General features: G+C 43.3%; 24 protein-coding genes. 10 read left to right on the plus strand and 14 right to left on the minus strand.

The features are described 5' to 3' along the window. Together MHN02_RS02050 and MHN02_RS02055 are read right to left on the minus strand one after the other, a co-directional pair. Positions 1–1,833 carry a polysaccharide biosynthesis/export family protein gene (locus tag MHN02_RS02050; protein ID WP_014978535.1) on the minus strand — a complete coding sequence of 611 codons (1,833 nt, stop codon included), beginning with the start codon at positions 1,831–1,833 and terminating at the stop codon, positions 1–3. Positions 1,834–1,837: 4 nt separating this feature from the next. After that, positions 1,838–2,236: a hypothetical protein gene (locus MHN02_RS02055; protein WP_014948528.1), complete on the minus strand. Its 399-nt coding sequence runs from the start codon at positions 2,234–2,236 to the stop codon at positions 1,838–1,840. Positions 2,237–2,798: 562 nt separating this feature from the next. Here MHN02_RS02055 and wecA point away from each other — a divergent pair. The 4 genes from wecA (at position 2,799) to galU (ending at position 6,910) form a co-directional block, all read left to right on the plus strand. After that, a complete protein-coding gene (wecA, locus tag MHN02_RS02060) occupies positions 2,799–3,860 on the plus strand; it encodes a UDP-N-acetylglucosamine--undecaprenyl-phosphate N-acetylglucosaminephosphotransferase (protein ID WP_014948529.1) in 1,062 nt (353 codons plus the stop codon). Between the two features lie 114 nt (positions 3,861–3,974). Then, a complete protein-coding gene (locus MHN02_RS02065; protein ID WP_239244333.1) occupies positions 3,975–4,862 on the plus strand; it encodes a glycosyltransferase in 888 nt (295 codons plus the stop codon). Next, positions 4,859–5,755 carry a glycosyltransferase family 2 protein gene (locus tag MHN02_RS02070; RefSeq protein WP_239244335.1) on the plus strand — a complete coding sequence of 299 codons (897 nt, stop codon included), beginning with the start codon at positions 4,859–4,861 and terminating at the stop codon, positions 5,753–5,755. The genes MHN02_RS02065 and MHN02_RS02070 overlap by 4 nt, the downstream gene beginning before the upstream one ends. Positions 5,756–6,016: 261 nt before the next feature. After that, complete coding sequence (gene galU / locus MHN02_RS02075) at positions 6,017–6,910, plus strand: UTP--glucose-1-phosphate uridylyltransferase GalU (protein WP_014975843.1); 894 nt, start codon at positions 6,017–6,019, stop codon at positions 6,908–6,910. Positions 6,911–7,055: 145 nt separating this feature from the next. On the opposite strand, the gene MHN02_RS02080 is transcribed toward galU, so the two are convergent. From MHN02_RS02080 to queF, 7 genes are all read right to left on the minus strand, one after another. Further along, positions 7,056–7,370, minus strand: coding sequence for a helix-hairpin-helix domain-containing protein (locus MHN02_RS02080; RefSeq protein ID WP_014978538.1), 315 nt, complete (start codon positions 7,368–7,370; stop codon positions 7,056–7,058). A 330-nt stretch (positions 7,371–7,700) separates the two neighbouring features. Continuing rightward, the gene (locus MHN02_RS02085) at positions 7,701–8,708 is read right to left on the minus strand and encodes an isocitrate dehydrogenase (RefSeq protein WP_014948534.1); all 1,008 of its coding nucleotides are present in this window, start codon (positions 8,706–8,708) and stop codon (positions 7,701–7,703) included. 230 nt (positions 8,709–8,938) lie between these two features. After that, a complete protein-coding gene (locus MHN02_RS02090) occupies positions 8,939–10,549 on the minus strand; it encodes a histidine kinase (RefSeq protein WP_239244337.1) in 1,611 nt (536 codons plus the stop codon). A gap of 11 nt (positions 10,550–10,560) precedes the next feature. Beyond that, positions 10,561–10,935, minus strand: a complete 375-nt coding sequence (locus MHN02_RS02095; RefSeq protein ID WP_014948536.1) for a DUF3192 domain-containing protein — start codon at positions 10,933–10,935, stop codon at positions 10,561–10,563. A gap of 191 nt (positions 10,936–11,126) precedes the next feature. Further along, positions 11,127–12,503: a nucleotide 5'-monophosphate nucleosidase PpnN gene (gene ppnN / locus MHN02_RS02100; protein WP_014948537.1), complete on the minus strand. Its 1,377-nt coding sequence runs from the start codon at positions 12,501–12,503 to the stop codon at positions 11,127–11,129. A gap of 11 nt (positions 12,504–12,514) precedes the next feature. Then, positions 12,515–14,071 carry a diguanylate cyclase gene (locus MHN02_RS02105; RefSeq protein ID WP_239244339.1) on the minus strand — a complete coding sequence of 519 codons (1,557 nt, stop codon included), beginning with the start codon at positions 14,069–14,071 and terminating at the stop codon, positions 12,515–12,517. A gap of 72 nt (positions 14,072–14,143) precedes the next feature. Beyond that, positions 14,144–15,004 carry an NADPH-dependent 7-cyano-7-deazaguanine reductase QueF gene (gene queF, locus MHN02_RS02110; protein ID WP_061484980.1) on the minus strand — a complete coding sequence of 287 codons (861 nt, stop codon included), beginning with the start codon at positions 15,002–15,004 and terminating at the stop codon, positions 14,144–14,146. Between the two features lie 145 nt (positions 15,005–15,149). On the opposite strand from queF, the gene syd reads away from it, so the two are divergent. Beyond that, the gene (gene syd, locus MHN02_RS02115) at positions 15,150–15,686 is read left to right on the plus strand and encodes a SecY-interacting protein (RefSeq protein WP_239244341.1); all 537 of its coding nucleotides are present in this window, start codon (positions 15,150–15,152) and stop codon (positions 15,684–15,686) included. Between the two features lie 59 nt (positions 15,687–15,745). On the opposite strand, the gene MHN02_RS02120 is transcribed toward syd, so the two are convergent. Next, a complete protein-coding gene (locus tag MHN02_RS02120; protein ID WP_239244343.1) occupies positions 15,746–16,081 on the minus strand; it encodes a hypothetical protein in 336 nt (111 codons plus the stop codon). Between the two features lie 274 nt (positions 16,082–16,355). Between MHN02_RS02120 and MHN02_RS02125 the strand changes: the two genes are divergently transcribed. After that, a complete protein-coding gene (locus tag MHN02_RS02125; RefSeq protein WP_239244345.1) occupies positions 16,356–16,721 on the plus strand; it encodes a DUF3192 domain-containing protein in 366 nt (121 codons plus the stop codon). 220 nt (positions 16,722–16,941) lie between these two features. Next, a complete protein-coding gene (locus MHN02_RS02130; RefSeq protein ID WP_014948543.1) occupies positions 16,942–17,589 on the plus strand; it encodes a GNAT family N-acetyltransferase in 648 nt (215 codons plus the stop codon). Between the two features lie 997 nt (positions 17,590–18,586). Here the strand turns inward: MHN02_RS02130 and MHN02_RS02135 are convergent. Both MHN02_RS02135 and MHN02_RS02140 read right to left on the minus strand, forming a co-directional pair. After that, on the minus strand, positions 18,587–18,889 hold the full coding sequence (locus MHN02_RS02135) for a DUF3301 domain-containing protein (protein WP_049585979.1): 303 nt from the start codon (positions 18,887–18,889) through the stop codon (positions 18,587–18,589). Next, entirely contained in the window at positions 18,890–19,939 is a 1,050-nt protein-coding gene (locus MHN02_RS02140) for a DUF3549 family protein (RefSeq protein WP_156086045.1), read from the minus strand. Positions 19,940–20,149: 210 nt separating this feature from the next. On the opposite strand from MHN02_RS02140, the gene MHN02_RS02145 reads away from it, so the two are divergent. From MHN02_RS02145 to MHN02_RS02155, 3 genes are all read left to right on the plus strand, one after another. Continuing rightward, entirely contained in the window at positions 20,150–20,494 is a 345-nt protein-coding gene (locus MHN02_RS02145) for a YqcC family protein (RefSeq protein ID WP_231506420.1), read from the plus strand. 16 nt (positions 20,495–20,510) lie between these two features. Continuing rightward, positions 20,511–21,326, plus strand: a complete 816-nt coding sequence (gene truC / locus MHN02_RS02150) for a tRNA pseudouridine(65) synthase TruC (protein ID WP_239219865.1) — start codon at positions 20,511–20,513, stop codon at positions 21,324–21,326. A gap of 66 nt (positions 21,327–21,392) precedes the next feature. Continuing rightward, positions 21,393–21,842, plus strand: coding sequence for a flavodoxin (locus MHN02_RS02155; protein WP_061484989.1), 450 nt, complete (start codon positions 21,393–21,395; stop codon positions 21,840–21,842). A gap of 130 nt (positions 21,843–21,972) precedes the next feature. Here MHN02_RS02155 and dapD read toward each other — a convergent pair whose 3' ends face one another. Both dapD and glnD read right to left on the minus strand, forming a co-directional pair. Beyond that, the gene (gene dapD / locus MHN02_RS02160; RefSeq protein ID WP_239244347.1) at positions 21,973–22,797 is read right to left on the minus strand and encodes a 2,3,4,5-tetrahydropyridine-2,6-dicarboxylate N-succinyltransferase; all 825 of its coding nucleotides are present in this window, start codon (positions 22,795–22,797) and stop codon (positions 21,973–21,975) included. Next, entirely contained in the window at positions 22,794–25,445 is a 2,652-nt protein-coding gene (glnD, locus tag MHN02_RS02165) for a [protein-PII] uridylyltransferase (protein ID WP_039224764.1), read from the minus strand. Before glnD ends, dapD begins: the two co-directional genes overlap by 4 nt. Between the last annotated feature and the right edge of the window lie 117 nt (positions 25,446–25,562).

Genomic DNA, 25,562 nt, shown 5'->3' on the forward strand with positions numbered 1-25,562 from the left:
TTAGTTAGTAGCTACGTTGGCTGCAATAGCAATCTGATAAACAATCTGAGTAATGTCTTTAACCGCTTGCAATAGCTTGGTATCGATAGCAGGCAATACGATGATCTGATCACCTGGTTCTAACTTACTATCGTTGCTAGCTAGGAATGAGCTGTTGATGCTAGTAAAGGTAACATTACCATTCTTACGAACAATAAGGATTCGTTCGTCTTCAGCACGTTCAGTGAATCCGCCGGCCCAAGCAACATAATCTTCAGTCGTGGCTTCTGGGTTAAAGACTACTGACTGAGGAAGTAACACTTCACCACCTACGTGCACTAAGTCAGTTACCTCTGGGATGACAATAGTGTCATTCGGTTCTAGCAGAATATTTGCGATATCACCATTTTCAGAAACTACGACTCTGCCTTGAGGCTCAATTTGGCGAGCACGTGCGATAAAGTCAGCGACAAGCTGAGCTTCTTGGGCACGGATGGCTCCTTCACCCGTCGAGCTAATGGGAGCGGTATACATGCTCCGCTCAAGACGCTGAAGACCTTCTTCGATGATTTCTTTTTGCTTTACAGCAACGCTTTCTCTTAACAGATAAATGTTCTGGGTATCAGAAAGGGCAGTGTCTGCTTCAATATGATCTAACACATCGATAAGGCGAGTACCTTTATCAACCATAATCTGAGATGCGCCAGCAAACGCGCCAGCTACATTAATGCGATAGATTTGTGGCTCGTGGTCAGCAAGGTATTCAACAGTGTCGCCTGCACTTAGTTCAAGTGAAGCAAATTCATCCAAACTCAAGTAGCGAGCGAACTGTTTGTTATTTCGAATACCAGATACCGAAGCATGGGAGGAAAACTCACCTGGTCGCGCAAAGTAATTCACCACGCCGCCGTTCAATTCTTCGTTAAGAAACTCAAAGGTGAAGCTATTTCGAGCGCCTGTTTCAACGACAATAGTGTTGCCAATTGGGTGCACTAATATGGTATCGCCATCTTTAAACGACATCTGAGGCAACTTACCATTTCTGAAAAATGCATATAAATCGGCAGTAGCGACTACTTTACCATTGCGCACTACGTCTATCTGCCTAAAACTTCCGCGCTGAAAATCAATACCACCAGCGCGTTTTAGGTAATACAGCACGCTATCTGAGGCGAGGCCTGCATATTGACCAGGTCTTAGCACCGGGCCAGAAACAAAAATTGACACGGGCGTTGACGTAAGAAGGTTTACGTAAACATTTACATCGTTTGTGTAAACCTGTCTGATTTTTGCAGTAACGGTTTGATTTACACTGCCAGCAGGTGTATTTGCAATACGAATAGGACCAATGTTAGGAATAAAAATATTGCCTTGATTATCAACGGTTACTACGTCAGAAAAGTTAACCGCCCCCCACAGCCATATTGAAATTTTATCGCCTGGCGCAACGAGATAGTTATCATTTAGACCTGTGCTGCGTTCCGACTCAAATCCACCAATAAATAAGTTGGCTGCAAAAGGTGGGTTTTCCATAGGCGCTTGCGCAGGAAAAACAGTATCAATAGTTGGCTCGCCAGGTAAGTTTACGCCATTACGAGGCTGGGTTGAAAACTGTCCCATGGTATTTGCAGAACTGCTAGCGCCTGGAAGCGTTCGCTGGGTTGAAATACTCAGTGGCGATACGGACTGATTAGCAATGCCGCTACTCTGGCTCTGCTGAGCTCTTTCTCTTAATTGCTGCAATTGTTCCACGCTTTGCGCGCTTGCAGTGCCCACATAAGCGAAAAGAAGTGACGTTGCACAAGCCGCTAGCGTCAGGCGCTTTAAAGTTTTTTTGATGCTGGTTGACTGCATTTATCTATTCACCTTGCACTGTTGCCGAAGCTACTAAGGGAGTAATTACTCGCCATTGACCGTTTCGCTGACATGTCGTCATTTTACGCTGAATATCAGAAGACGCTGTTTCACCGTCTTGTAAAGAAAATCGGATACATTTATTGCCTGTGGCGGATATATAGTGCTTCAAGGACTCGTATTGGTGGCCATTGAAGCGTATTGAAAATGATTCCTGCGTATCATGATAAATGTTGGCTTTTGGAATATTTATTGCAAGCTCTTTGTCCGGTGCAAGGGAATAAGCAAGAGAAGAATGCACCAAAGGAATGTCAGCCTTAGTGGCGGTAGGAGTGTTAGAACACCCAGCTACACCTACCGTAACTACGATAGGTAAAATTAGACGAGATAATTGTTTGAACATTAGCTTTCATATCCATATAGCAATTTCGCGCTAGGATAACATAAGTTTTAAAAAAAGCATGTTCGCTATCGCAGTTGCTGAATTGTCTGAGTCTTCACCAAGACCGCAATATAGAAGACAAGTTCATATCAATAGTGTAACTCGATATGTTTTTGGCATTGCAAAGGCTGGAAATAGACGAATAAGTTAACAGGTTAAAGGAATAAAGTAGTTATTCAATCGTTACAACAGAAGCTGAGATAGTTCGAGAGAGGCGGCGAGAAGACGCACAACAGGTTCTCTTTTTAGCGGTGATTAAGGTAATTCTCGCAACAAATGAGTTTTTAACACGTTTTGATACGTTATTTATGCATGAAGGGTGGTTACTCAGACAAATGTTTTATATTATATCGAAGTTTTCTATCCGCATACTCATAACAAGATGCCCTCATCGCGCTGGAAGAAATGGAAGTTGTAAATAAATGGAAGCAACATTTAGTTTTTTATCAAAATTTGCATGTGTATTGACAGAAACTATTACAAATAGCTGTGTTTTTGTCGGTAACGCGAGGTTGTGTGTTTTATGCTAGCTTATTTGCAGTTTGTCCCGCTTTTTACTGCATTTTTCGTCGCCCTTATCCTTTTGGTGGTCATGACGCCTTTAGCGCATCAATTTGGCTTAGTTGACCAACCATCAGCGCGAAAACGTCACGCCGGAATTGTACCTCTAACAGGTGGTGTGGCTATTTTTATGGCCGTGCTTGTTGCCAGCGTCGCGACTGATGTGTGGATGAAAAACAATCCTCTGTTTTTCACCGCATCAGCATTTGTTGTCTTGCTTGGTATGTTGGATGACCGTTTTGACCTGAGTGCCAAAGGCCGCCTTATGTGCCAATTTGGTGTTGCAGCGATCATGGCATGGAGCGCGCAAAACTATATTACATCTTTGGGTAATATCTTCGGAACAGGTGAGGTATTTCTCGACCTAGGCGGGTATTTCTTTACGATCATTTGTGTGGTCGGTGTCATCAATGCGTTTAACATGATTGACGGTATTGATGGATTAGCCGGCGGTATGAGCCTTGTTATTCTATTAACAGTTGCGGGCTTTTTGATCTTTACTGGTAACGGAGCCTCCATCATGGAGCCGCTTATCATCGTCGCAGCTATTGTTCCGTTTCTTGCTTTTAATTTGAGTTGGAAAGGGTTTAAAGGCAATAAGATATTTATGGGTGATGCGGGCAGCATGTTCGTTGGGCTCACTATCGTTTGGTTGCTTGTTGATCACACTCAAGGTGAAGCTGCCGCATTTAGGCCCATTACTGCGGTGTGGTTAGTCGGCCTTCCATTAATGGACATGGCCGCGATCATGTATCGCCGTGCACGGAAGGGGCAATCAATGCTCAAACCTGACCGTCAGCACCTTCACAATATCTTTATGCGTGCAGGGCTTAGCAGTAGAAAGTCACTTGTTGCTATCCTTTTGCTCGGAGCATGTTATTGCTTAATCGGTATATTAGGAGAAGTCTATCAGGTAGCTGAAGCCGTCATGTTCTGGGGCTTTATTGGGCTACTCGTCGTGTACAGTCTTGTTATCCAACATATTTGGAGTGTACTGCGCTTTGTGAAGCGATTAACCGCATAGTTTAAGCAAAATCGTGGCAGGCTTAGTAAAATCTCTGTAACATGCCAACAAATAAAAGCGCACAATTAAGGCGCTTTTATTTTCTTTGTTACTTTTTTACGTTGGTAAAATTTCTTGATAAATCAATTCTCTATTCTTCACAATAACAATAAAAAACAGCATGTCGAATCGATTATTGCTATGGCGGTTTACCAAGCTGACAATGCGAAGTGGCTTCGCGAAGCCATTGAAAGCATGATTGAGCAGGCTTACACAGATTTTCTTTTCGTTATTGTCGTCGATGGACCTGTACCTCAAAAAATAACTCGCGTACTAGAGGATGTAGCAAGTAAAGACGACAGGGTAATAATAGCGTCGAATAGTCACAATGTGGGGCTAGCAAGTAGCATGAACTCAGTTGCTGAGTTCGGTATGCAGTTTAACCCATCGTTTTTCATAAGAATGGATGCGGATGATATTTCTGAAGAAAACCGCCTTCTACGTCAAATCACCTACCTTAAAAAGCACAGCAATATTTCTGTACTAGGATCAGCGCTAACAGAAGTTAACGAAAGTGGTGTTAAAGTTGGCGCGCGAGTAATGCCCGCTTCGCACAGGCAGATCGTTCGTATCTTGCCGAGACGATGCTCGCTAAACCATCCAACAGTAGTGATTCGTTACAATGTATTTAATGATGGGCATCGTTACGACAGTGACTTGTTAAACACACAAGACTATTTTTTCTGGATAACCTTAGCGTCTAAGGGGTATATCTTTAGGAACTTAAAAGATCGACTTTTGAAGTTCAGACGAGTTAATAACTTTTATAAACGTCGAGGCTTAAGTAAGTCGCTCAACGAGTTCAGAGCACGTTTATATGCCATACGTAAATTAAAGCAACTTTCACCCTACAACTTTTTATACGCTTGTGGTGTTTTAGCATTGAGGTTAATGCCTGGAAAAGTGGTTAAACTTGCCTATAAACTTGATAGACATTTACTGGAAAGGTTTGGTAAACATTGAGCGTCGGCGTTGTTGTTATACTATTTAATCCTGATGTTGAGCACGTGCGTAGTCTCATCGATGCGTTTCGTGCCCCTGACTGGAACGTCATCTTAGTTGATAATTCTCCAAGTCCTCAGCAGGCTCTTATAACAACTGATGTTACTTATCTTCATTACCCCTCAAATATTGGTATCGCCCACGCTCAGAATGTCGGCTTGAAAGTGCTCTTTAATGAGGGAAGCGACTACGCTTTTTTACTTGATCAAGATAGCTTGTTCTCTCCCGATATTGCTGTTGAGTTAGTGAGGCAATTCCAAGACCTTGAGCAACGTTCCCCAATTGCAGCCATAGGCCCTTCTATCTATTGCCAATTTTCAGAGTGTGTCGATCAGGGGGTTCTGCAAAAAGGGAAGCAGGTTTCCGAAAAGTTAAAAACAGTAAAGCAAATCATTGCCTCAGGCATGTTAATTTCCAAACGTGCTTTTGAACGCGTGGGTGAAAAAGAAAATGAGCTCTTTATCGATGGCGTTGATCACGAATGGTGCTGGCGTGCTCGAGCCAAGGGCATGGTTATCTATCAGTCGCTCAGTGCATGTATGCCTCATCGACAAGGCGATGATAGAGTGAAAGTTTGCGGTGTGACATTCAAGCAGGGCGCACCGATAAGGCTCTACTATCAGTTTCGCAACGTACTCATTTTAGCACGCCGCCATTACGTACCTCTTTATTGGAAACTTCGTCATGTTTGTGCAATACCTCTGAGGTATCTTGTAAACAGATATTGCTTTGAGCAAGGCAAAATGCGAGGCGCTTTCATGTGGGCAGGACTCAAAGATGGATTAAAACGCAAAACCGGCCCCATAGAGCATGCATTAATTCCAAAAAGTAGTGTGAAAAAAAGCGACACTTGATGTGTAGGAAAGGAAGGATAAAGCATAAAAACTTTCACTATCGTGGTGCATTAGATATTATTTATCCCTAATTTTGTGCTTTTATCGGTGGTTTTGAGCTGTTTTGCCCATTTTCAATACACAGACGCTCTAAAAAGGTAATTGGAACATCGATTGCATTAGTCTTGCGAACAACAGTGAATATATCTCAGCTTAAGGAATAACAAACGGCTGAAAGTCGACTTAGGCGTGTATTTAGGATTTTAAAAAAGGATATTAACTATGAGTCAGGTTAAAAAAGCGGTAATCCCTGTAGCGGGCCTTGGGACGAGAATGCTCCCAGCAACGAAAGCTATACCAAAAGAGATGTTGCCAGTGGTTGATAAGCCATTGATCCAATACGTGGTAAGCGAATGTGTTGCTGCAGGACTAAAAGAAATTATCCTAGTAACGCACGCGAGTAAAAACAGTATTGAAAACCACTTTGATACCTCTTTTGAGCTAGAAGCCACACTAGAAAAGCGTGTAAAACGCCAACTGTTAGAAGAAGTTCAGTCAATCTGTCCAAAAGATGTAACTATCATGCATATTCGTCAAGGCGTTGCGAATGGACTTGGTCACGCAGTACTTTGTGCTCGACCTCTGATTGGCGATGCGCCATTTGCGGTAGTGTTACCTGACGTTATTATTGATGATGCAGCAAGTAATCCTAAAAAGGATAACCTTGCAGACATGGTTGCCAAATTTAACACCAGCCGAGTAAGTCAGGTCATGGTTGAGCAGGTACCAGACGAAGATATCTCTAAATTTGGTATCGCAGACCTAGACGGCGCGGCAATTGCGCCAGGAGAGTCAGCGAAGATTCACAAAATGGTTGAGAAGCCGCCTCGCGACGAAGCACCTTCTGACCTTGCTGTTGTAGGCCGATACGTTCTGTCAGAAAAAATCTGGGATCTGTTAGAGTTCACGCCTCCAGGCGCAGGTGGTGAAGTTCAGCTTACTGATGCTATTGATGCATTGATGAAACTTGAACAAGTTGATGCCTACTACATGAAAGGTAAGAGTCACGATTGCGGTAGTAAGTTGGGGTACATGAAAGCTAACGTTGAATATGCGTTACGTCATCCATCGTTAGGCGACGAATTTAAAGAATACTTAGCTTCTGTTGTTAAATAGTCTTACTAGGGCTTGTTGACCTTTAGTGTAGATGAAAGAACATCAGGCCTAAGGCAATTAAATAGCTTTAAACGATTAAAAATGCGCCCTTGCGGCGCATTTTGTGTGTGTGGAGCCAGCGTACCGCCTATTCGCTTTAGTCCTTCTATCTTACCTGTACATAGCCTTCAATTTTATTAAGCATCTTTTCACCGATACCTTTCACTTGAGTTAATTGTGCGACCTCAAGAAACGGGCCTACTTCTTCACGATATTTAATAATAGCTTTCGCTTTAGATTGTCCAACGCCGGGTAGGGTAATTAATTGCTCTACGGTCGCCGAGTTTAAATCGATACGTTGTTGTTGGCTTGTACCTTCATTAGCTTGCGCATTTTCGCTATCCGCTGGTTGAGCGTGAACCGCTGGCGTTTGAATGGCTAGTGCAGATAGTACGAGTAAACCTGAGATTAATTTTTTCATCATCTTTCCTTGTATGTTGCTAAGCGCGCCATAAAGCGTTATCGGCGCAATATTTAAGTAAATGGGTTTAAGTCATGTACCAAAGCGCGCTGACTTTTGTAACCTAGATGCAAGCGGAGCAGGCCTCTTTAAAAATTTCCTGTCTTCTGTTGTGACCAAGTTACAAAGCTCAGCACACTTCAACGTGTACAAAGGAAATAATAAAGGTGAACGAGAAAAGCGGTAGTCCAGTTTTAGTACAGTTTAAAGCAGGAGAGTGATTAATAGAGGCATAAAAAAACGGGCTATTAAGCCCGTTTTGAAATAATTGAAAGGTGTAAGCTCAAACGCTTATAGGCGGTCAAGAAGCGCCTGAGTGAACTCGGTTGTACCTGCTTCACCACCAAGGTCACGTGTTGTGCGATCGCCAGACTCGATAACGTCTTTTAGTGCTGCGCGAATTTTCTCTGCTTTATCGCCCATGTTTAGGTACTCAAGCATTTGCGCTGCTGCCAAGATTACTGACGTCGGGTTAGCTAAGTTCTTACCAGCAATGTCTGGTGCAGAACCGTGAACGGCTTCGAAGATTGCACAATCTTCACCGATGTTTGCACCTGGTGCCATACCAAGACCACCAACAAGACCAGCACATAGGTCAGATAGAATGTCACCGAAAAGGTTAGTCGTAACGATAACGTCAAACTGATGCGGGTTCATCACAAGCTGCATACAGCAGTTATCAACGATCATTTCAGCTGACTCGATGTCAGGATAACGCTCACCAACTTCACGGGCTACTTTAAGGAAAAGACCTGATGTTGACTTAAGGATGTTAGCTTTGTGAACAGCTGTTACTTTCTTACGACCTTCACGGCGCGCTAATTCATAAGCAAAAACAACGATTTTTTCAGCGCCGTCACGAGTGATCTTACTCATTGCTTCAGCTTCGTTACCGTCTTCTGATACAACTTGGCCAAGACCAGAGTACATACCTTGCGTGTTTTCACGAACGGTAATGATATCGATGTCTTCGTAACGTGCTTTTGTGCCTTTGAATGACATCACAGGACGAAGGTTTGCGTACAGTTTGAACTGCTTGCGAAGACTAACGTTGATTGAAGTAAAACCTTCACCAACGGGGGTCGTTAAAGGACCTTTAAGCGCAACTTTGTTTTTTGCGATTAGGTCTAAAGTTTCTTGAGGTAGAAGCTCGCCATGTTCTTCCAGTGCGACTAGGCCAGCATCGGCATAGTCATAGGCAAAGTCACAGCCAACCTTATCTAAAATTTTTGTGGTTGCATCGATAATGTCCGGGCCAATGCCGTCACCGCGAATGACTGTAATACGTTGCTGAGTCATGTGGAGGGATCCTCTGGTAATTCTGTTGTCAAAATCGTTAGGTTTATTCAATTTGTAGCTTGGCGTTTATGAGCCAATTTCTGCCTGCTTACTTATTATAATGGAAAATGTAGGGAAAAAGGGTTAAGCACTGCAAAAGTTGCCGTATTTTATACGATACCTGGCGCAAGTTATAGCCATTCGTAAAGATTAATTAAATAGCCGAGTACGATGTTTAGGAGTAAATGACGTTACTGCGCGAGCGGACAGAACAATAGTGACCCATTAGCGTCTAGTGCGTTTACCACATCATCTCGTCGAATACCTAGGATATTTAAAAGTGTTTTGATATTGATATCCTGAAGTAATGAATAAATATCCTGATTAAATAAGCATGCTTTGGCGATTGCGAAGCTCAACACCAGAATTGCTTGTTCCTTTTGAAGTGATTTAGGAACGTCCGTACTTACTTTACTGCATTGGTGTATAACGGCACGCCACGTCGAGCTTTGATGCCAACTTCCAGCAAGTTCAGAAGCGATTGCTAGCCAAGGCGTGTCAGATTTGACCTTGAATGCGCTATTAATGGACACAGCTTTGGTGAGGTCGACGGGTAATGCTCGTGACACTTTAAACCCTGGTAGCGTGAACAAGGGAGTACAAACAAAGGTCATGGTCAGTGCGGCAGATTGCGGCGAAAATTTCGAATCGGCGAGTTGTGCGAAATAGCTTGCAAATGAACAAGCCAATAAAGTCAATTGCTTGCACATGCCCATCAGTGGAAATTGGTTTTGCGTTAGCCGTTCTAACAGCGCAAATTGAATAAGCATGTCACCCACACGTTCAATGCCGTAGGTCAAAACCGCCTGTTTAATGCTTTTAACCGGAAGCTGAAGACGGTTGTCCTGACTCGCAGTGTGCATCAAAAAGTGATTAAACGTGGGCACGCTTTCAATTTTTTCGCAAAGTTGTTCAATATCTACATCGCGCTTTTGCAGCTCATCGATAATAGTTATAAGAGCTTTAGGGGGATGCTGAATAGCGAATGTAGAAGGTAAAAGTGGTGTGCCGCCATGATTTACTCTCGCAGTGGCGGTATCAGTGTAAAGAGCAACAAAGTGCTCAAACGGCATTGATAGTGAAATGGGAGAGCGTATTGACGATAGAGGCAGCCACTTTCCATCTTCATCGTCTTGACTAAGCATAAATACGTAGCCGTGATTTTGCTGAATGTCGACTAGCGCGCCCGGTACGCCGTTTGCGTAAACCTTTGCGCCAGGTAGCACACCATTAAATAGGTTGATAAGTGGTGCAATAAGGTGACGATGATGTGCTGGAAGGCGTAAAACGATCTGAGTGAAAACCTCACGATAATCTGCTTTTTTTGTTTTAGTAGCGAAAACATTTGCTAGGAGACAAAGCCTTTGAACCATATTAAGCCGAATATCTGCAACGTAGTTAATTGGCTTGTCTGACCTAAATGCTTTTTGAAGTTTAATGATATCCAGCCAAATCGAGAGATTGTGTTTACGCAAAAAGCGAATGATATTGGCCGTTTGGTCGCTTGGTGTTCCTTTACTTGAAAGCCAGAGGGATGCGAGTAAAGACGCAAGCACATGTTGTAAATAGTGGTCGTTTAATCGGCAAAGCTTGCCAAACAGCGCCAATAATAAAAGATGTTGAGTATCTTTGGGAAGGTCATTATCGATGTGTAACGTTGCTGCAGCAAGCGCTGGATTGGCGTTTACTAAGGTCAGGATCCGTTTAGCGATTTTCAACCAATGGTTTATACGCTGCTCGACAGAAAGTTCAGTGTTACCTAACTGAACCAGGCGTTTAAGCGTGGAAATGATGTCGCTCACTCCCCATCCTTCTAACTTTTTTGGTAACTGGAGTAAGCCCCTTCACCCCATGCAATAAGTTTGTCGTTTTCAAAAAGCAACGGTGTACATTCATCTTGCGTGGTTAAGCCGTCAGCGCGCACATGTTGTGTCCTAAAAAACATAACTTGAATAGCTGTGGCACCCTGTCGCTTGGCTTCTGTAATGTCAGGTGAGCCTAGTAACGCCAAAACTTCTTCTCTTGTACTGCCTAACTTTAACTTGGTTATTTGGACACGGTTATATTCTTCACGGTCTTTCCAATCCATATTCTCAGGCTTATCGGGATAGAACGCGATAACCATAAAAACAAACACCGCATAAAGGGCGATGCCAGCTAAAATTAGACGAATAACCTTGGTATTCATGACCGTTACTTCTCGTTTTTCTTTACTTGAATGCTACTGCAAGCCAAAGCCCGACATTGTTCGGGAGCCGAGCATAGGCTAAATGTGCACTACAATCATTCGTTAAACAATACTCTCTAATAGTGTACCGCAAAACGACTACTAAACATAAGTAGTAAACGTAAGCAAATGCGTCTTGCCACGGTCTCGTGTTATTCGCTGTTTCTCTTATCGTTCTTTACAACGTAACATGGTTCGTACGCGCTACCAGGCAGCTTCATTCTATGCTGTTTTACAAACGACTCGAGTAGTGTATCAACCTTCTCCATCAGTGTACTATCACCGGTGAGCTCAAACGGACCATGTTTTTTGATCTGAGCAATGCCTTCTGCTTTTACGTTACCCGCAACAATGCCTGAAAACGCTTTGCGCAAATTGGCCGCTAGATCACTTTTACTTTGATCTAAGTGCAGTTGAAGGTCGGCCATACTCTCATGCGTTGGAATAAAGGGCTGTTGAAAGTCCTGTTCAATTTTTAATGACCAATTAAAGCTGAATGCGTCACCCATCGCACCTCTGAACTTCTTCACTTTTTCAAGGTGTTTATTCATGGTGCGTGCTACTTCTTCTGGGTCATCCACAATGATTTGATATTTTGACTGTGCTTCTGGACCCAGTGTTGCACCAACAAAGGCGTCTATGGCTTCAAAGTATTCTTCGCTACCAGCTGGCCCTGTTAGAATGAAAGGAAAAGGTTGCTGCGCATTGCGTTCATTCATCAAAATGCCAAGCAGATAAAGTAATTCTTCGGCAGTGCCTACACCGCCTGGAAACACGATAATGCCATGTCCGAGTCTAACAAACGCTTCTAAACGCTTTTCAATATCAGGCATGATAATGAGCTCGTTGACAATGGCGTTGGGCGGCTCGGCGGCAATAATACTCGGCTCAGAGATGCCAATGTAACGGCCTGTCTTGTGGCGTTGCTTTGCATGGCCGATGGTGGCGCCCTTCATTGGACCCTTCATCGCTCCAGGCCCACATCCTGTGCAAATATTCATGTCGCGCAAGCCGAGCTGATAGCCCACTTCTTTCGTGTATTTGTACTCAACTTGATTAATGGAATGGCCGCCCCAGCAGACAATTGTGTTTACGCCATCGTTCCCTTCAAGCGCTTTAGCGTGGCGTAGCATGTCAAACACCATGTCTGTGATGTCGTTACCTTCAGCCGGTGCGGTTTGGTGAAGAAATGCGTACTTGTTACCCATATAAAGCAGGTCGCGAAGGACCGCAAATAGATGTTCGTGCACACCACGAACGAGTTTTTCGTCAACGAAAGCCACTTCAGGAGGGTTCACGAGTTCTATTTTTACGCCTCGTTCACGACGAATGAGTTTTATTTCAAAATTTTCATAAGGAGCAAAAAGTGCTTCGAAATTGTCTTCGTCAACGCCGCTGTTCAATACTGCAAGGCAACAGTTTCTGAACATAGCAAAGAGCTCGCTGTTGGTGGCGTCTTGAAGACGAGAAACTTCTACTTGTGATAGCTGGCTCATCCAGCCAACAGGGTTAAGCTGCACTTTCTTCATATTTTTACTTCCTATAAGTCAGTGCTTAAATCAGTGACTACGAGGTTGCGGCCGTTTCGTTTTGCTTTATAGAGGTACTCATCGGCGCGTTCAAACACAGTTTCAGTAGTATCATTGTCATTGAAACAGGTTGCGCCAAAAGATGCGGTGATTTTTACTTTTTCTTGCTTGAATTTAAACGGCATTGCAGCAAGTTTAGTTCTAACTTCATTAAGCTTCTTATCTATATCTGCCATCTGCGCCTGAGGCAGTAGCATTACAAACTCTTCTCCTCCCCACCTGGCAATAAAATCACTTTCGGACAAACTTTGCTTTAAGAATTTACTCACTACCTGAAGGGTTTTATCGCCTGCTGCGTGCCCGAATCTATCGTTGATTGACTTGAAATGATCAATATCCACAACGGCGACCGCAAGCAAGTCACCATTTTCTTTAAATTTAGTGAAAGCAGCTTCTAGTCTCTCATTATACGCCTGCCTGTTTGGAAGCCGAGTGAGGGGGTCGGTGCGGCTTTGCATTGCTTGCTCGGCCAGCTTCTTTTTATAAACGCTGGTTTGCTGCTGAAGTGTATTTATTCGCGATTGCATAGAGGAGAGCAGTGCCATTAACGCTTCTTGACCTTGCTGGTCGTTGCTTTGTTGCTCGCTTAACGTAGTCACAAGCTTTTCTACGCGAAACTGTGTCTGCTCTTTAAGTGCTTCTAAAGAACTGCTTTCCGATACGGCTTCTTCAATGTGAATAATGTCACGTTTAAGTTGCTCATTACCAGCTTGGCGCTGCTCGAACTGGGCTTGGCTACCTTGGATCGTATTGCTTACGTCGCTACTCACCTGACCTAATGAACGGTGCAGACTCTGAATCACCCTTCCTGTTAAGCTCGCCTCTGACATAGCGTCTTGAACGATCATGCGTAAAATTACAACGCAGCTTTTAAGCAGTTGGTCTTCATCCATGCCTTCATCAAGACGTTGCTTTATATCGTTGAGTTGCTGATCGTTAGGTTTTTTTTGCGCATAAGAAGCAATAAGGTGATTAAGCTCAACCAAAATAGAACGGTAGTGAGGGTTATCATCTTTAATCGAATGAGCCGATGTGCTTTCATTGCTAGTGGACTTAGTTTCTGTAATTTCAGATGGCTCAAGTCCAACCATTTCCTTGTTGAGCGCAATGCGGTGAAGCGCGATGGCTTTTGAATAGAGTTTATAAATACTGAAAATATCACCTACAGGTTGATTTAGCTTAATCAATTCCTGCGTGGTTAACCCTTTTAATTCAGTATCTTCAAATACAATTTTCTGTAGTTGTTTCATTGCATTTTCTAGCGATGAAACAGTATCAATACTGTACTTTCTAAGCGTTATTTCTTGATGCTGAAGTGATTTGTTGAGTTTTTCTATGCTCACAGCGGCAAGACTAAAATTAGGTGTGCCAGAAAGGTGGCCTCGTAACACCTTAAGTTCAGTATCGATCTTATCCGAGAAGCCCTCATAAAATGCTGAGAGTTTCACAATAAACTGACAAAGAAGCGCGTTATTTTGTTTTAGGGTTTGTAGTTGTTTTGCTTCCATAATCTCGTCTTTATTCTAATTCGCTATTACTGCCGCGGCTCAGGTAGCGTTGGTATGTACTTCACCGTTATATTACTGACGTGCTTGACGATGATTAGCAAAAGGCGCTTCATAATTTGAACGGAAAGGGTTGATATCTAAACCTCCTCGTCGTGTGTAACGCGCACAAACGGTTAACTTATCTGGCTGACAATGCTGCATGATGTCGTTGTAAATGCGCTCAACGCATTGCTCATGAAACTCGTTGTGTTGCCTAAAGCTAATTAGATATTTCAAAAGCCCTTCGTGTTCAATAGCTTTTCCTTCATACCTTATTTGAATACTAGCCCAATCTGGCTGACTTGTGATTAAACAATTAGATTTAAGTAAATGAGAAACAAGCGTCTCTTGAACTCCTGTTACATTTTTCGCAACAGTCAAGTATTGAGTATTAGGGGAATATTGATCGATTTCTACATCCAGACTATCTAACAAGGTTCCGTTAAATTCTTGGAATTGTAGCGAAGAAAACTGCTCTGGAAGAATTAGTTTTACCTCGACAGGCTCCCCTGCGCACGCTGACAAATCCGCTTGAAGCACTTGTCGTACGTCCTCTGCTGAAGCGAATTTTGTTTGGTTGAAGCTATTCAAATACAGTTTAAATGATTTTGATTCGATTAGATTCTTTGAGGTGATAGGAACGTGGCATTCTAAAATTGCCACATTAGGTTTACCCTTTAAATTTAGCCAAGAAAGTTCGTATCCTGTCCAAGTGTCGATACCATCAAAAGGTAAACCGGAGCCAGCCAGGTTCAACGTATCACGACTTAGACTGCGCGGCACGCCTTGCAACAAGTCAGGATTATATTCAAATTCATAGTCAACCTGTTTACCCAAAGAGAGGTCATCAGGTGCAGAGATAGTAATTTTTTGAGGTGAGTTGTCCGTCGACATAAGAACCTTTTATGCATCTACGCGGGATTAAAAGTGTTGAACTGCACAGCGACACACAGTCTTACAGCACAGTAGAATTAACCCCAGTATTGACTTAACTGTTTAGTTGTATAGTGTACCCCAAAAATACGCAGGTAACGTCATAATGGCTCTAACAATTTCAGCACAATTAGATAAATTTGTATCATCTTATGTCGAACAGGCCGAGGGACTCAAGATAGCATTTGATAGCGAGTGGCCCTCGCCGTGCTATGAGACGACGGCGCAAGACGGTGAACTTGTTAGATGGTCTCCTACGCTTCAATCGCCTGTGCAGTCTTTCAGTAATGTTGAAGAGGCATTATCGCTAAAGCTAAATCCTGACTACTGCGAGTATTTTACTCGTTACTACAGCGATAATTTAAAGGCTAACGCCCCGCAAGGTCGCTGTGAATTGCTTCAAGTTTTCAATACCGAAGATTTTGAAAGATTACAGCAAAACTTGATTGGGCATTTGTTGATGAAGCAAAGACTTAGGCAAGCGCCAACATTGTTTTTTGGTTTAACTGACGAAGAAGATTTTATTTTAACCGTTGTCAACGAAAGTGGCGAAGTGGCACTCGAGCAGGTTGGCAGAGAGCCTGCCAAAATTCTTGCGCCATCTCTTGCGGTGTTTATTGAGCAACTTACACCTGCTATATGACGTTGACGCTATGACTGACGTCAATCAGACCTAAAATTACCGGCCTGCAAGACTAAAAGCTATTGGGCGTTAATAATTTTATGTAGCGCCCGCTTTAACTCCGCCACTTCTTTTTCTAACGTCTCTACCCGTGCATGCAAATTGCCCGGCTCATCAGTTGTGGCGACAGGATTTTGTTGCGCTACGTTTTCTTCGTTAGATACCTCTAGCTTAGGTTTGTGTGCGTTAAATCGCTTAATCGCTTCAATAGCTTCGGTTACCGATACCTTAAAGGGAGCTTTTGCACGTAAAATGCCTACGGACGGTGTTTTTCCTTCTTTATGCATTTGAAGGCACAAAACGTGAAGTTGCTGCAGGTTAGCGTTACTCATAATACGAAAATGGTTCAAAGTCATGAATAGTCGCAGTGTAGCCTGTCTACGTAGTCAATTTCACTAATAAGTTACTGATTTCACTATTTTTCAAAGTCTTCGTAGAATGGTGTTATTAAGATTATTATAAAAATCAATGATTTAATTTTTGGCCTTAATCTTGTTTACCAATCATAACTTACATTATCACGCATAAACGCAGTGGTTCTTACGTTAGCGTATTTATGTCTATTCAGTGTCGGTTCACAAAGTAGGCGTAGTATCGAATAAAAACAACACACATAATTAAGGAATTCACATGAAAACGGTTCTTCTTTCAGTAGCTTTGGCATCTTCAGTTTTGCTTTCAGGTTGTGTCGTATCAGTAGGTGGCGGTTCAGATAGTCACTATGGTGCTGATTGGGAAGGCAGAGAGTTTAACAATCGTAAACACATTGCGAATCTTGAAACAGGGACAACTTACGAAAGTGTATTGAGAAAAATGGGCGTTGCGGATTTCAATGAACTGTTCGAAAAGCAAGACGGCACATATCGCGTACTTTACTACCGAACTCAAAAAACGATGGGCGATGGTATCACCACAAAAGACGAGTGTACGCCGTTGGTTTTCAGAAATGGAAACTTAGTTGGCTGGGGTGACAGTGCTTATAGCTTAATGCACTAATAATCGTTAGTTGGTAATTGATTACGAAAGTATGCATTACTAACTGTTTTTAAATGTTAATAAAAAGTTAACATGCAGGGGTTTTTCGCGTAGGCTAAAGTTTAATCAGTTTAAGTGGGTGGTTGGCGCAATGATAAAAGTTGTGCGGTAGTGTCCACTTCTCTCATTTTGTTTAAATGGGTAAAAGCAGTTGTATAACTTTGCGTACAAGGAGCCCCTGATGAATACTGATGCTATTAATAATGCAATAGCCCCCTTGCAAGACACGGTTAAAGCAATCTATCTATCTGTAGATGATCTCAAAGTTGCCGCCTCTATTCTTTACAATGCGTATGTAGATGACCCATTGTTCATTGACATTTTCCAAGCAGAAAAAGAAGGTTATGAAAGCCGTCTACGGTCAGCTATCCGTGAAGAGCTCAATGCATTTTGGGTTGCAGAGCAGCCGATGATTGGCCTGTTCGATGATGAGCGGCTTATTGCCGTTGCATGCTTGACCGCGCCCGATGCAGCATTTGGTTCAGGACGTTACTGGCACTGGAGATTGCGGATGCTTTTAACGGCAGGTTTGTTCGGTACAAAGCAAATGCTAGAGAAAGAAGAAAAAGTGCGAGCATTAGTTCCCGCCGATAACTTCCACATGCTGAGTTTCATTGCAGTACATCCAGATTATCAACATCATGGGCTTGGGCATATTTTACTTGGCGCTATTGATAGCGTGGTAGAGGAAGATGAAAAAAGTGAGGGTGTTTCGGTATTCGTGACTATAGAAAAACATCGCGCTTTCTTTAACGATGACAATTATCAGGTTGTAGGACAACTAAGCCTTTCTCATGTGAACGGTGAGGTAATGTTCAGGCTAAAATGATGTTTTTTTATTCGTTGTGATACTCCTACCAAAACGTCATACGTTGCAGTTCCAATCTTTACACCAAATTTACTACAGCGTTTGTAAGACATTTCCTACAAACGCTGTGAGTGATCTTACCTAAATGATGAAAGATTAATTTATACTAAAGTATAAAGTTATTGATTATATTGAAGTTTTTAAAAATTAGTCAAAAGTCGTACAAGAATCTTTCTTAAATCTCTGTAATTCAATATGGCGGTAATAATTGGAAGGGATACTATGAACATGTCACAAGGAAACACGACGAGTCACGGATTGAGTCAAGGATCATCAACGGAATAAGTTAGGACAACTTAAGGATGAGACTCCCACAAGGCAGTGGGGAAAGGGAAAGGAAAGCAGATAGGACACTGCATTAACAGGATGTTAGAAACGGATTTTAAAGGATATAAAGGGATTCAGGGACGTAAAATGTGAAAGGACTTCGCATACAGGATGTAGCAGGGAAAAATGGACGAGAGCTAGCAAGGAGCTAGAGGCAAGAAGCCAACGGCAGGATAGCCATTAAGGAATTTCTAGTTTGCATGGACGAGCAAACCAAGGACGAAAGAAGGACATGCTAAGGGATTGGCAAAGCTGTAGCAGGATGTACAGCGAAAAATGGAACGAAGGAAGGGATCGTCAGCGGAGCCTGACAAGGACAGCCTCAGGATGAGGAACACTGCATGTAGGATGTGCAGTAATTTAGGAAAAAAGGAAAGGGACCTACGCATGGAAGTGTAGCTCGCACAGGAAGGCGCGAGAGTAGATGGAAAGGGGCGTATACGGATTTTAATCGGGAAGATTTTAGTCGCAAAGGATCGCGGAGAAGGATACTCAAAATTCCAGGAAAAAGGGGAGCCGCTAGGTTCCCCTTTTTTTTTGCGTTGTTTATTACCAATCCGTATGCATTTGTTATGTAAAACCTGACCTGAATGGTGAATTAAGAACCGCTCACGCTTTTTGACATAGAAGCTTAAACTCTATGCGGCGGCACCTCTGTTCGCATAACCCTTACACCTATCAATTCAACTTCCCCAGTATATCGATCCTCACCATTACTCGAAAACTCAAAGTTGAATACACTGTGCCAGTCAGGCTTTCCATATTTGAATGAAAATCGTGTTTTAGCTCTTGCCACACTCAGCAATTGTAAACCGTGTTTATCGCAGTATTGCTTTAGGTAAGTGTTTGTTTGCTCAGAAATGGCTCGAATGCGCCAAAACTGATAGCCAGTAAACCCAATAACCATCCACACCACTAACTCAAGTAACGTCATTTACTTTCTCGCTTGTGCAAACAATTGTTGAAATGCATTGCTGAGAATCTGAGGGTTGGCTTTGGAATGCAGGAGTGTTAGCACTTGTCTGCGTAACTTCGGGACTTGTACTAAATCTGAAAAGAAGCCTGCGAATAAGGCGCCCTTATGACCCTCTTTTTCATCAACGTTTGCCGCCTGCTCTAAAAAGGCACTAAGCAGTAGTGGTTCCATTTGCTCGAAATGACGTGCTGCAATAACGCTTAAAATATCAAGTCTCTGCGACTTTTCGCTTTTTAATAGTTCGAGTAGTTTGTTGTTAATGGTCGGGTTAAAGGTACCCTCTGACGTGCCTCTTAGCGCCGCTAAATTGATTTCGTCACTTTTATCTATCTCATCCAAATACGCCGCTAATAAATTTTCAGGCAGAGAAACGCTTTCACTCATTTCCATCAATGTGTTAAGGAAAACGTCCGAGTAAAGTGAGGTGTTGTTTTTAATTGCCTGCGCTAATACATCTTGTTTGGGGTGATGGCTTAGGCTATGTACAAAGTCGGCCACGCTCTGCATGGATATTTGCTGCCAATCAACAAGTTGCGGGGCTTGAATGTAGGCCTCAACTTTCTGCGACTCTTCACTTAAAGGTTGGTTTAGGGTGCGTTTAACTAATGCGTTAAATTGAGCGAGCTGCGATTGATTGGGAACAAACGAATAAGGATTATCAGGCAAAGTTTGCGCGTTTTCAGTATCTTCAGCAACAGACTGACCAAGTGCATCAACTATGATCTCTAGAAAATGATTTCTTGCTGCGGCCACCACTAAGCCTTGCTCATCAAGCGGCAGTTTCACAAACCAAATATAGTGTTGCGTGGAGGCATTTTTATTCCAAAAGACGATGCCGAACCACGCATGCTGCTGACGAGGGTAGGGCGCGTAAGCACTGCCGTTTTCTATTTCTAGAAAGGTTTGACTATCGGTGGGTTCAAGGCGACGACCTAAATCAAAAACCTGATATTCAGTGCCTGCATGTAACAAAAACTCGCTGATAGAATTAATACCGTTAGCGCTCATAACTCGTTCCAAAATACTGCTTTAATCAAAATTTGCCAGGCTGTCACATCTATTCAAAGGGGCACATCGATGAGATACCGCCAACAAAGACGGGTAATGGTATCACAGCAGAAGAAATTCAACGATAAGACACGCGGACTTATGTTGACCTTTAGCCCCTGATATACTGCGCGCTTCGAAATAGAAGCGTTTTTGAATTGCGGAGAGGATGTGATTAAAACGAATAGCACTCATCACATAGCATTAAGTAAAGCATTGATACAATTAGAAACAGACATGTATCAGGATGGTATTTGGCCAAATGAAGAGCCTTCGGAACAAGACCTAAATAATGCTATGGAAAGTGCGGTTCCTTTTGCGGTCGACTGTTTAGCGTTTGAGAGTTGGTTGGCTTTTATTTTTATACCCAAAATGCGCATTTTGTTGAAACAGGAAATGCCTTTACCACCCATGCAAATTGCGCCCGCAGCAGAAATATATCTGTCATCGGCGCATCAGCGCACTCTGTCCCAGCTTCAAGTTATTGATAATATTGCCAATGGAGACATTGGGTGAGTAAACACAACGCACTATGCAGAACGATTTAAAAGGCCAATTAACTGTGCATTCAGATGAGCAAACAATAGGAAAGGTAGACGTTGGTGAGGAAGATAGCGTTAATGCTCTTCATTTACCTGTGCTGTACCAAGATGAACATATCATCGCGATTGAGAAGCCGCCTGGCCTACTAGTACACAGAAGCCCGATTGATAGACATGAAACGGTGTTCGCAGTACAGACACTTAGAGACCAAATAGGCCAGCACGTCTATCCTGCTCATCGTTTAGACCGACCCACTTCAGGTGTGCTGGTGTTTAGCTTTAGCTCAGAAATTGCAGCAAAGCTTGGACAGCAGATGATGGACAAGCAGGTAGTAAAAACGTATCACGCTATAGTTCGCGGTTTTGTGCATCACACAGGGTATATCGATTACGCCCTAAAATACCGCTACGACAAAATTGCAGACAAGCATAAGCGCCCGCAGCAGCCGCCACAACCAGCATCAACTATGTATCAGTCAGTGGCAAAATTCGAAGTGCCTGAGCCTGTGGGCAAATACCAAAGTGCACGATATTCGCTAGTTAAGCTTTCTCCTAGTACCGGTCGTAAACATCAGCTTCGTCGGCACATGGTTCATATTCGTCACCCCATTATCGGCGACACGACCCACGGGGACGGCAAACAAAACAAATTCGCCAAGCAGCACTTTAATTTTAACAATTTGGCCTTAAGTTGTACTCAAATGGGCTTTTCTCATCCTATCACTGGAAAGTGGGTAACGATTAATTCACAGATGCACAGTGAAATGCGACTATGGCTCGAAAAATTAGCGCCGTTTTGCGTTTAGGTTGATAAAATAGTAAGAATTTCCGCCTGTCGACAAAGGCGACGATCATTGGTTTAAGAGGTAAAAATGGCAACATTGAAAATTATTGCGGGTACAGTTTACGGCAATGCGCAACACGTAGCTGAGCAGGTGGAAGAGAACTTAGCTGAACAGGGCGTGGATTGCTCACTAGAAAGCGACCCGTCGGTTGCAGATTTTACTGATGCTGACGCACTTTTGATCATTACCTCTACAACAGGGCAGGGCGATGTACCACCAAACCTTGAGTTTGTGTTTTCAGATCTGAAAGACGAATCGCCTATGCTAACCGGCAAGCCATTCGCGGTAGCAGCGCTAGGCGATAGCAGCTATGGCGATAGTTTCTGTGGTGCGGGTAAACAGTTTCAAGCGTTACTGACCGAGCTACAAGGTAACGCAGTTGCCGATATGTTAGAGGTTGACGCGATTGAAACCCTAGAGCCCGAAAAAGACGTAGTAGAGTGGGTTAACACCATTAAAGATAAGCTGCTGGCTTAAGTCTTAGAAGTGTCGTGATTACGAAAAGAAAGAGGCGCATAAGCGCCTCTTTTAATTTGTGAGTCTTTCAGCATGTGGCCCGGCTAATTGAAATTAACCCGAGCCGTTAGCGATAAGCCAGAAATACTGCTTATTCTACGCCGCGAAGTAGCGCGTTGATACCTACTTTCGCGCGGGTCTTCGCATCTACTTTCTTCACGATGATAGCGGCGTAAAGGCTGTATTTACCATCTGCGCTTGGCAGGTTACCCGCCACGACTACTGAACCTGCTGGTACACGGCCATAGTGAACTTCACCGGTTTCGCGGTCATAAATACGCGTGCTCTGACCGATGTAAACGCCCATTGAGATAACAGAACCTTCTTCAACAATCACGCCTTCTACGATTTCAGAACGCGCGCCGATAAAGCAGTTATCTTCAATAATGGTGGGGTTAGCCTGAAGTGGTTCTAATACGCCGCCAATACCCACGCCACCTGAAAGGTGAACATTCTTACCAATTTGCGCACACGAGCCTACTGTCGCCCATGTATCAACCATAGTACCTTCGTCAACGAACGCACCAATGTTTACGTAAGAAGGCATAACAACCGCGTTCTTGCCTACGAATGTACCCGTACGTACCGTTGCTGGTGGAACAATACGCGCGCCGTCAGCCGCAAACTGTTCAGCAGTATAGTTTGTATACTTAAGCGGTACTTTGTCATAAAACTTACTTTCGGCGCCTTCAATCACATCGTTGTTGTGAAGACGGAAGAAAAGTAGAACAGCTTTTTTAAGCCATTGATGTACTACCCATTCGCCAGCAATTTTTTCTGCAACGCGCGCTTTACCTGTGTTTAAAAGGTCAATAGCTTGTGCTACTGCATCTCTTACTTCATCAGGTGCAGATGAAGGGCTAATGCTATCGCGATTTTCGAAGGCGTCTTCAATGATGGCTTTCAATTCATTCATGGTATTGTGATATCTTCAAGTTGGTCGAGTTTGAACAGGATACGCTTTTTAAGGTTCACCTGTTGTTCTTGGGTTAATGCTTTGCCAGCCTCATTGCTGACGATAAAAATATCTTCGGCTCGCTCACCAATGGTGGCAATTTTCGCAAGCTTAAGCGTCATATTAGTATCAACGAATGCGTGACCAATTTTAGCTAAAATGCCCGGAGCGTCTAGGGCTTCTAACTCAATAAGCGTGGCTTCATCGTTGATATTGAAAAAGCGTACCTTAGTAGGCACGTCCAGTTGTTTCATTTGCCGAGGCAATTTACGCTTATTTTCGTGCGAACGTCCCGGCTTTTCAAGTTGGGCAGAAATAGCATTTTCAATGGAGGCAATGCGAGACTCTGAGCTTATACGACTGCCGTCATTTTCAAGAATAAGCATGCTATCGAACACATAGCCGTCTCTAGTTACGGTAACGTGGGCGTCGTGAATTGAACAGTTGCGACTGTCCAGCACTGACGCGACTTGCGCAAACAATGCTTTTCTATCTTTGCCGTAAACAAACACCTCAGTGCCACCTTTCGCACTGTTATCATTTGCTTTTACTAACAGACCATCGTGCTCTGGTGTAAGCCATTCATTCTGAGCTTTAATAATTTCATCAGTATGCCACGCGATTTGAGTAGGCTTAAAGCGAACAAAGTAATCGTCGTCCAGGCGGGCCCACAATGCATCAATAGCAACAGGCTCAATAGCGCGCTCTTGCAAAATTTGCCTTGCTTGGTGTTTGTGAGTAGTTACTCGCTCGTTCAATGTTACTTGACACTGTAGCCCATTATCCAATGCCTTTTGCGTCATTAAATATAATTCGCGAAGTAAAGATGCTTTCCAGTCGTTCCAAAGATTGTCATTGGTGGCACGAATATCGGCAAGGGTTAGCGTATAAAGCAAATTAAGGTGATTGTGGCTTCTTACCGCGCCAGCAAACTCGCTTATAACGTCAGGGTCATAAATATCACGGCGTTGGGCTACCACTGACATCAGTAGGTGGTTTTCTACAAGCCATGCAATCATTTCAGCATCGTCGCTGGGAACATCGTGTTGCTGACAGAACTTTGCTACATCTTGGGCGCCTAATGTGGAATGATCGCCATTTCTACCTTTGGCGATATCGTGGAAAATAGCAGCGATATAAAGCACTTCTGGTTTATCGAGGTTTCTACAAATTCTGCCGCAGCGCGGGAAGTCCTTATTTGCCTTTGAGAAAAAGTAGTTAACGTGCTTCACCAATCGGTGAGTGTGTTCGTCCACCGTGTAGGCGTGAAACAGGTCGAACTGCATCATACCTACAATGGCATCCCATTCAGGAAGATAAGCTTGTAAAATGCCGTATTGATGCATGATGTCCCATGCAAAATCAAAGAACTCTGGCTGTTTCATTAAGCGCATGAATTTTTCGCGGCACAGCGGGCGCTCAACATAGTATTCTGCTTCAAAAGCGCGGTGAGCGTTGCGCAGCTGACGTATGCAAATCGTACTGAGGCCTTGTACTTCTGGCGTGTTGGCCACCAAATGCAGAAAGTCCAAGATTGCTTCGGGAGAGGAGAACACGGTTTCGTGTCGTGGCGATATCATGTTATCGAGCAGCTCGAAATCTTCGTTTATGATCACGCTTTTCTGAACGCTTTGGTTCAGCATGTCGTACTTGAAGCGCTGAAGCAGCATTTGATTCAGTTCAGACACCCGCGCCACGGTGCGGAAAAAGTCCCGCATCATTTTTTCGACAGACGATTTACCTTCTTCACCATACCCCATCATTTTTGCAACGTCAGGTTGGTAATCAAACAGCAGCCGGTTTTCGCTTCGGCCTGCAACCAGATGTAGTGCACAACGCATTTTCCAAAGGTGCATGCGACAAGCAATTAATTCACTGTGCTCTTGTTCTGTAAAGTAGCCGTGGCCTACTAAATTCCAGCCGTCATATTCTTTAAAATGCTTTTTGGCGACCCAGCCAATAGATTGAATATCACGCAAACACCCGGGGTTTTCTTTGATGTTAGGTTCAAGGTTATAAGCGGTACCGTTGAATTTGGCGTGGCGTTTTTTCTGCTCGTCGTACTTGGCTGAGAAAAACGCTTTGCTCGACCATGAGTTTCGACCGTTAACTTCATCCCACAATTTATCAAAGGTGGCTTCACTGCCGCAAAGTAATCGGCTTTCCACTAAATTGGTCGCAATCGTAATATCGTCTTTTGCTAGCTTGACCGTTTCTTTGATAGTGCGAACTGACTGGCCAACATCTAATTTGATATCCCATAAAAGGGTGATGAACATGCCAATTTTTTCTTGTACATCGGGCTTAAGCTTCTTTTTACTAACTATGAGTAAATCGATGTCTGAATGAGGTTGCAGATGACCACGGCCGTAACCACCAACGGCGCAAAGCGATAATTCGTCGACGGTATCTAAACCATAAAGTTGCCAAAGATGACAAAGCAACGCATCGACGAACTGTGCACGACCGGTAACGAGTTGATTAACCGGCGTAGCGTCGAAGGACTCCGTTATCCAGGCATAACTGGCTTCCACGCACGATTTAATGGCGGGGATTTCATCAACAGAGCTAATTGTGTCGATATTCTTTATCAGTGATTGCAGCGTCAAAATACACCTTTGAAATAGACTTCTTTTTAGACGCTAAGAACAATAGCATGAATTGCTAGTAGTTCGCAGTAGCAAATTAATGCATAAGTTAGGTTGAATTGTGAATATTTATGGTTT

The sequence above is a fragment of the Alteromonas sp. CNT1-28 genome (assembly GCF_022348345.1).
Lineage (GTDB): Bacteria > Pseudomonadota > Gammaproteobacteria > Enterobacterales > Alteromonadaceae > Alteromonas > Alteromonas macleodii.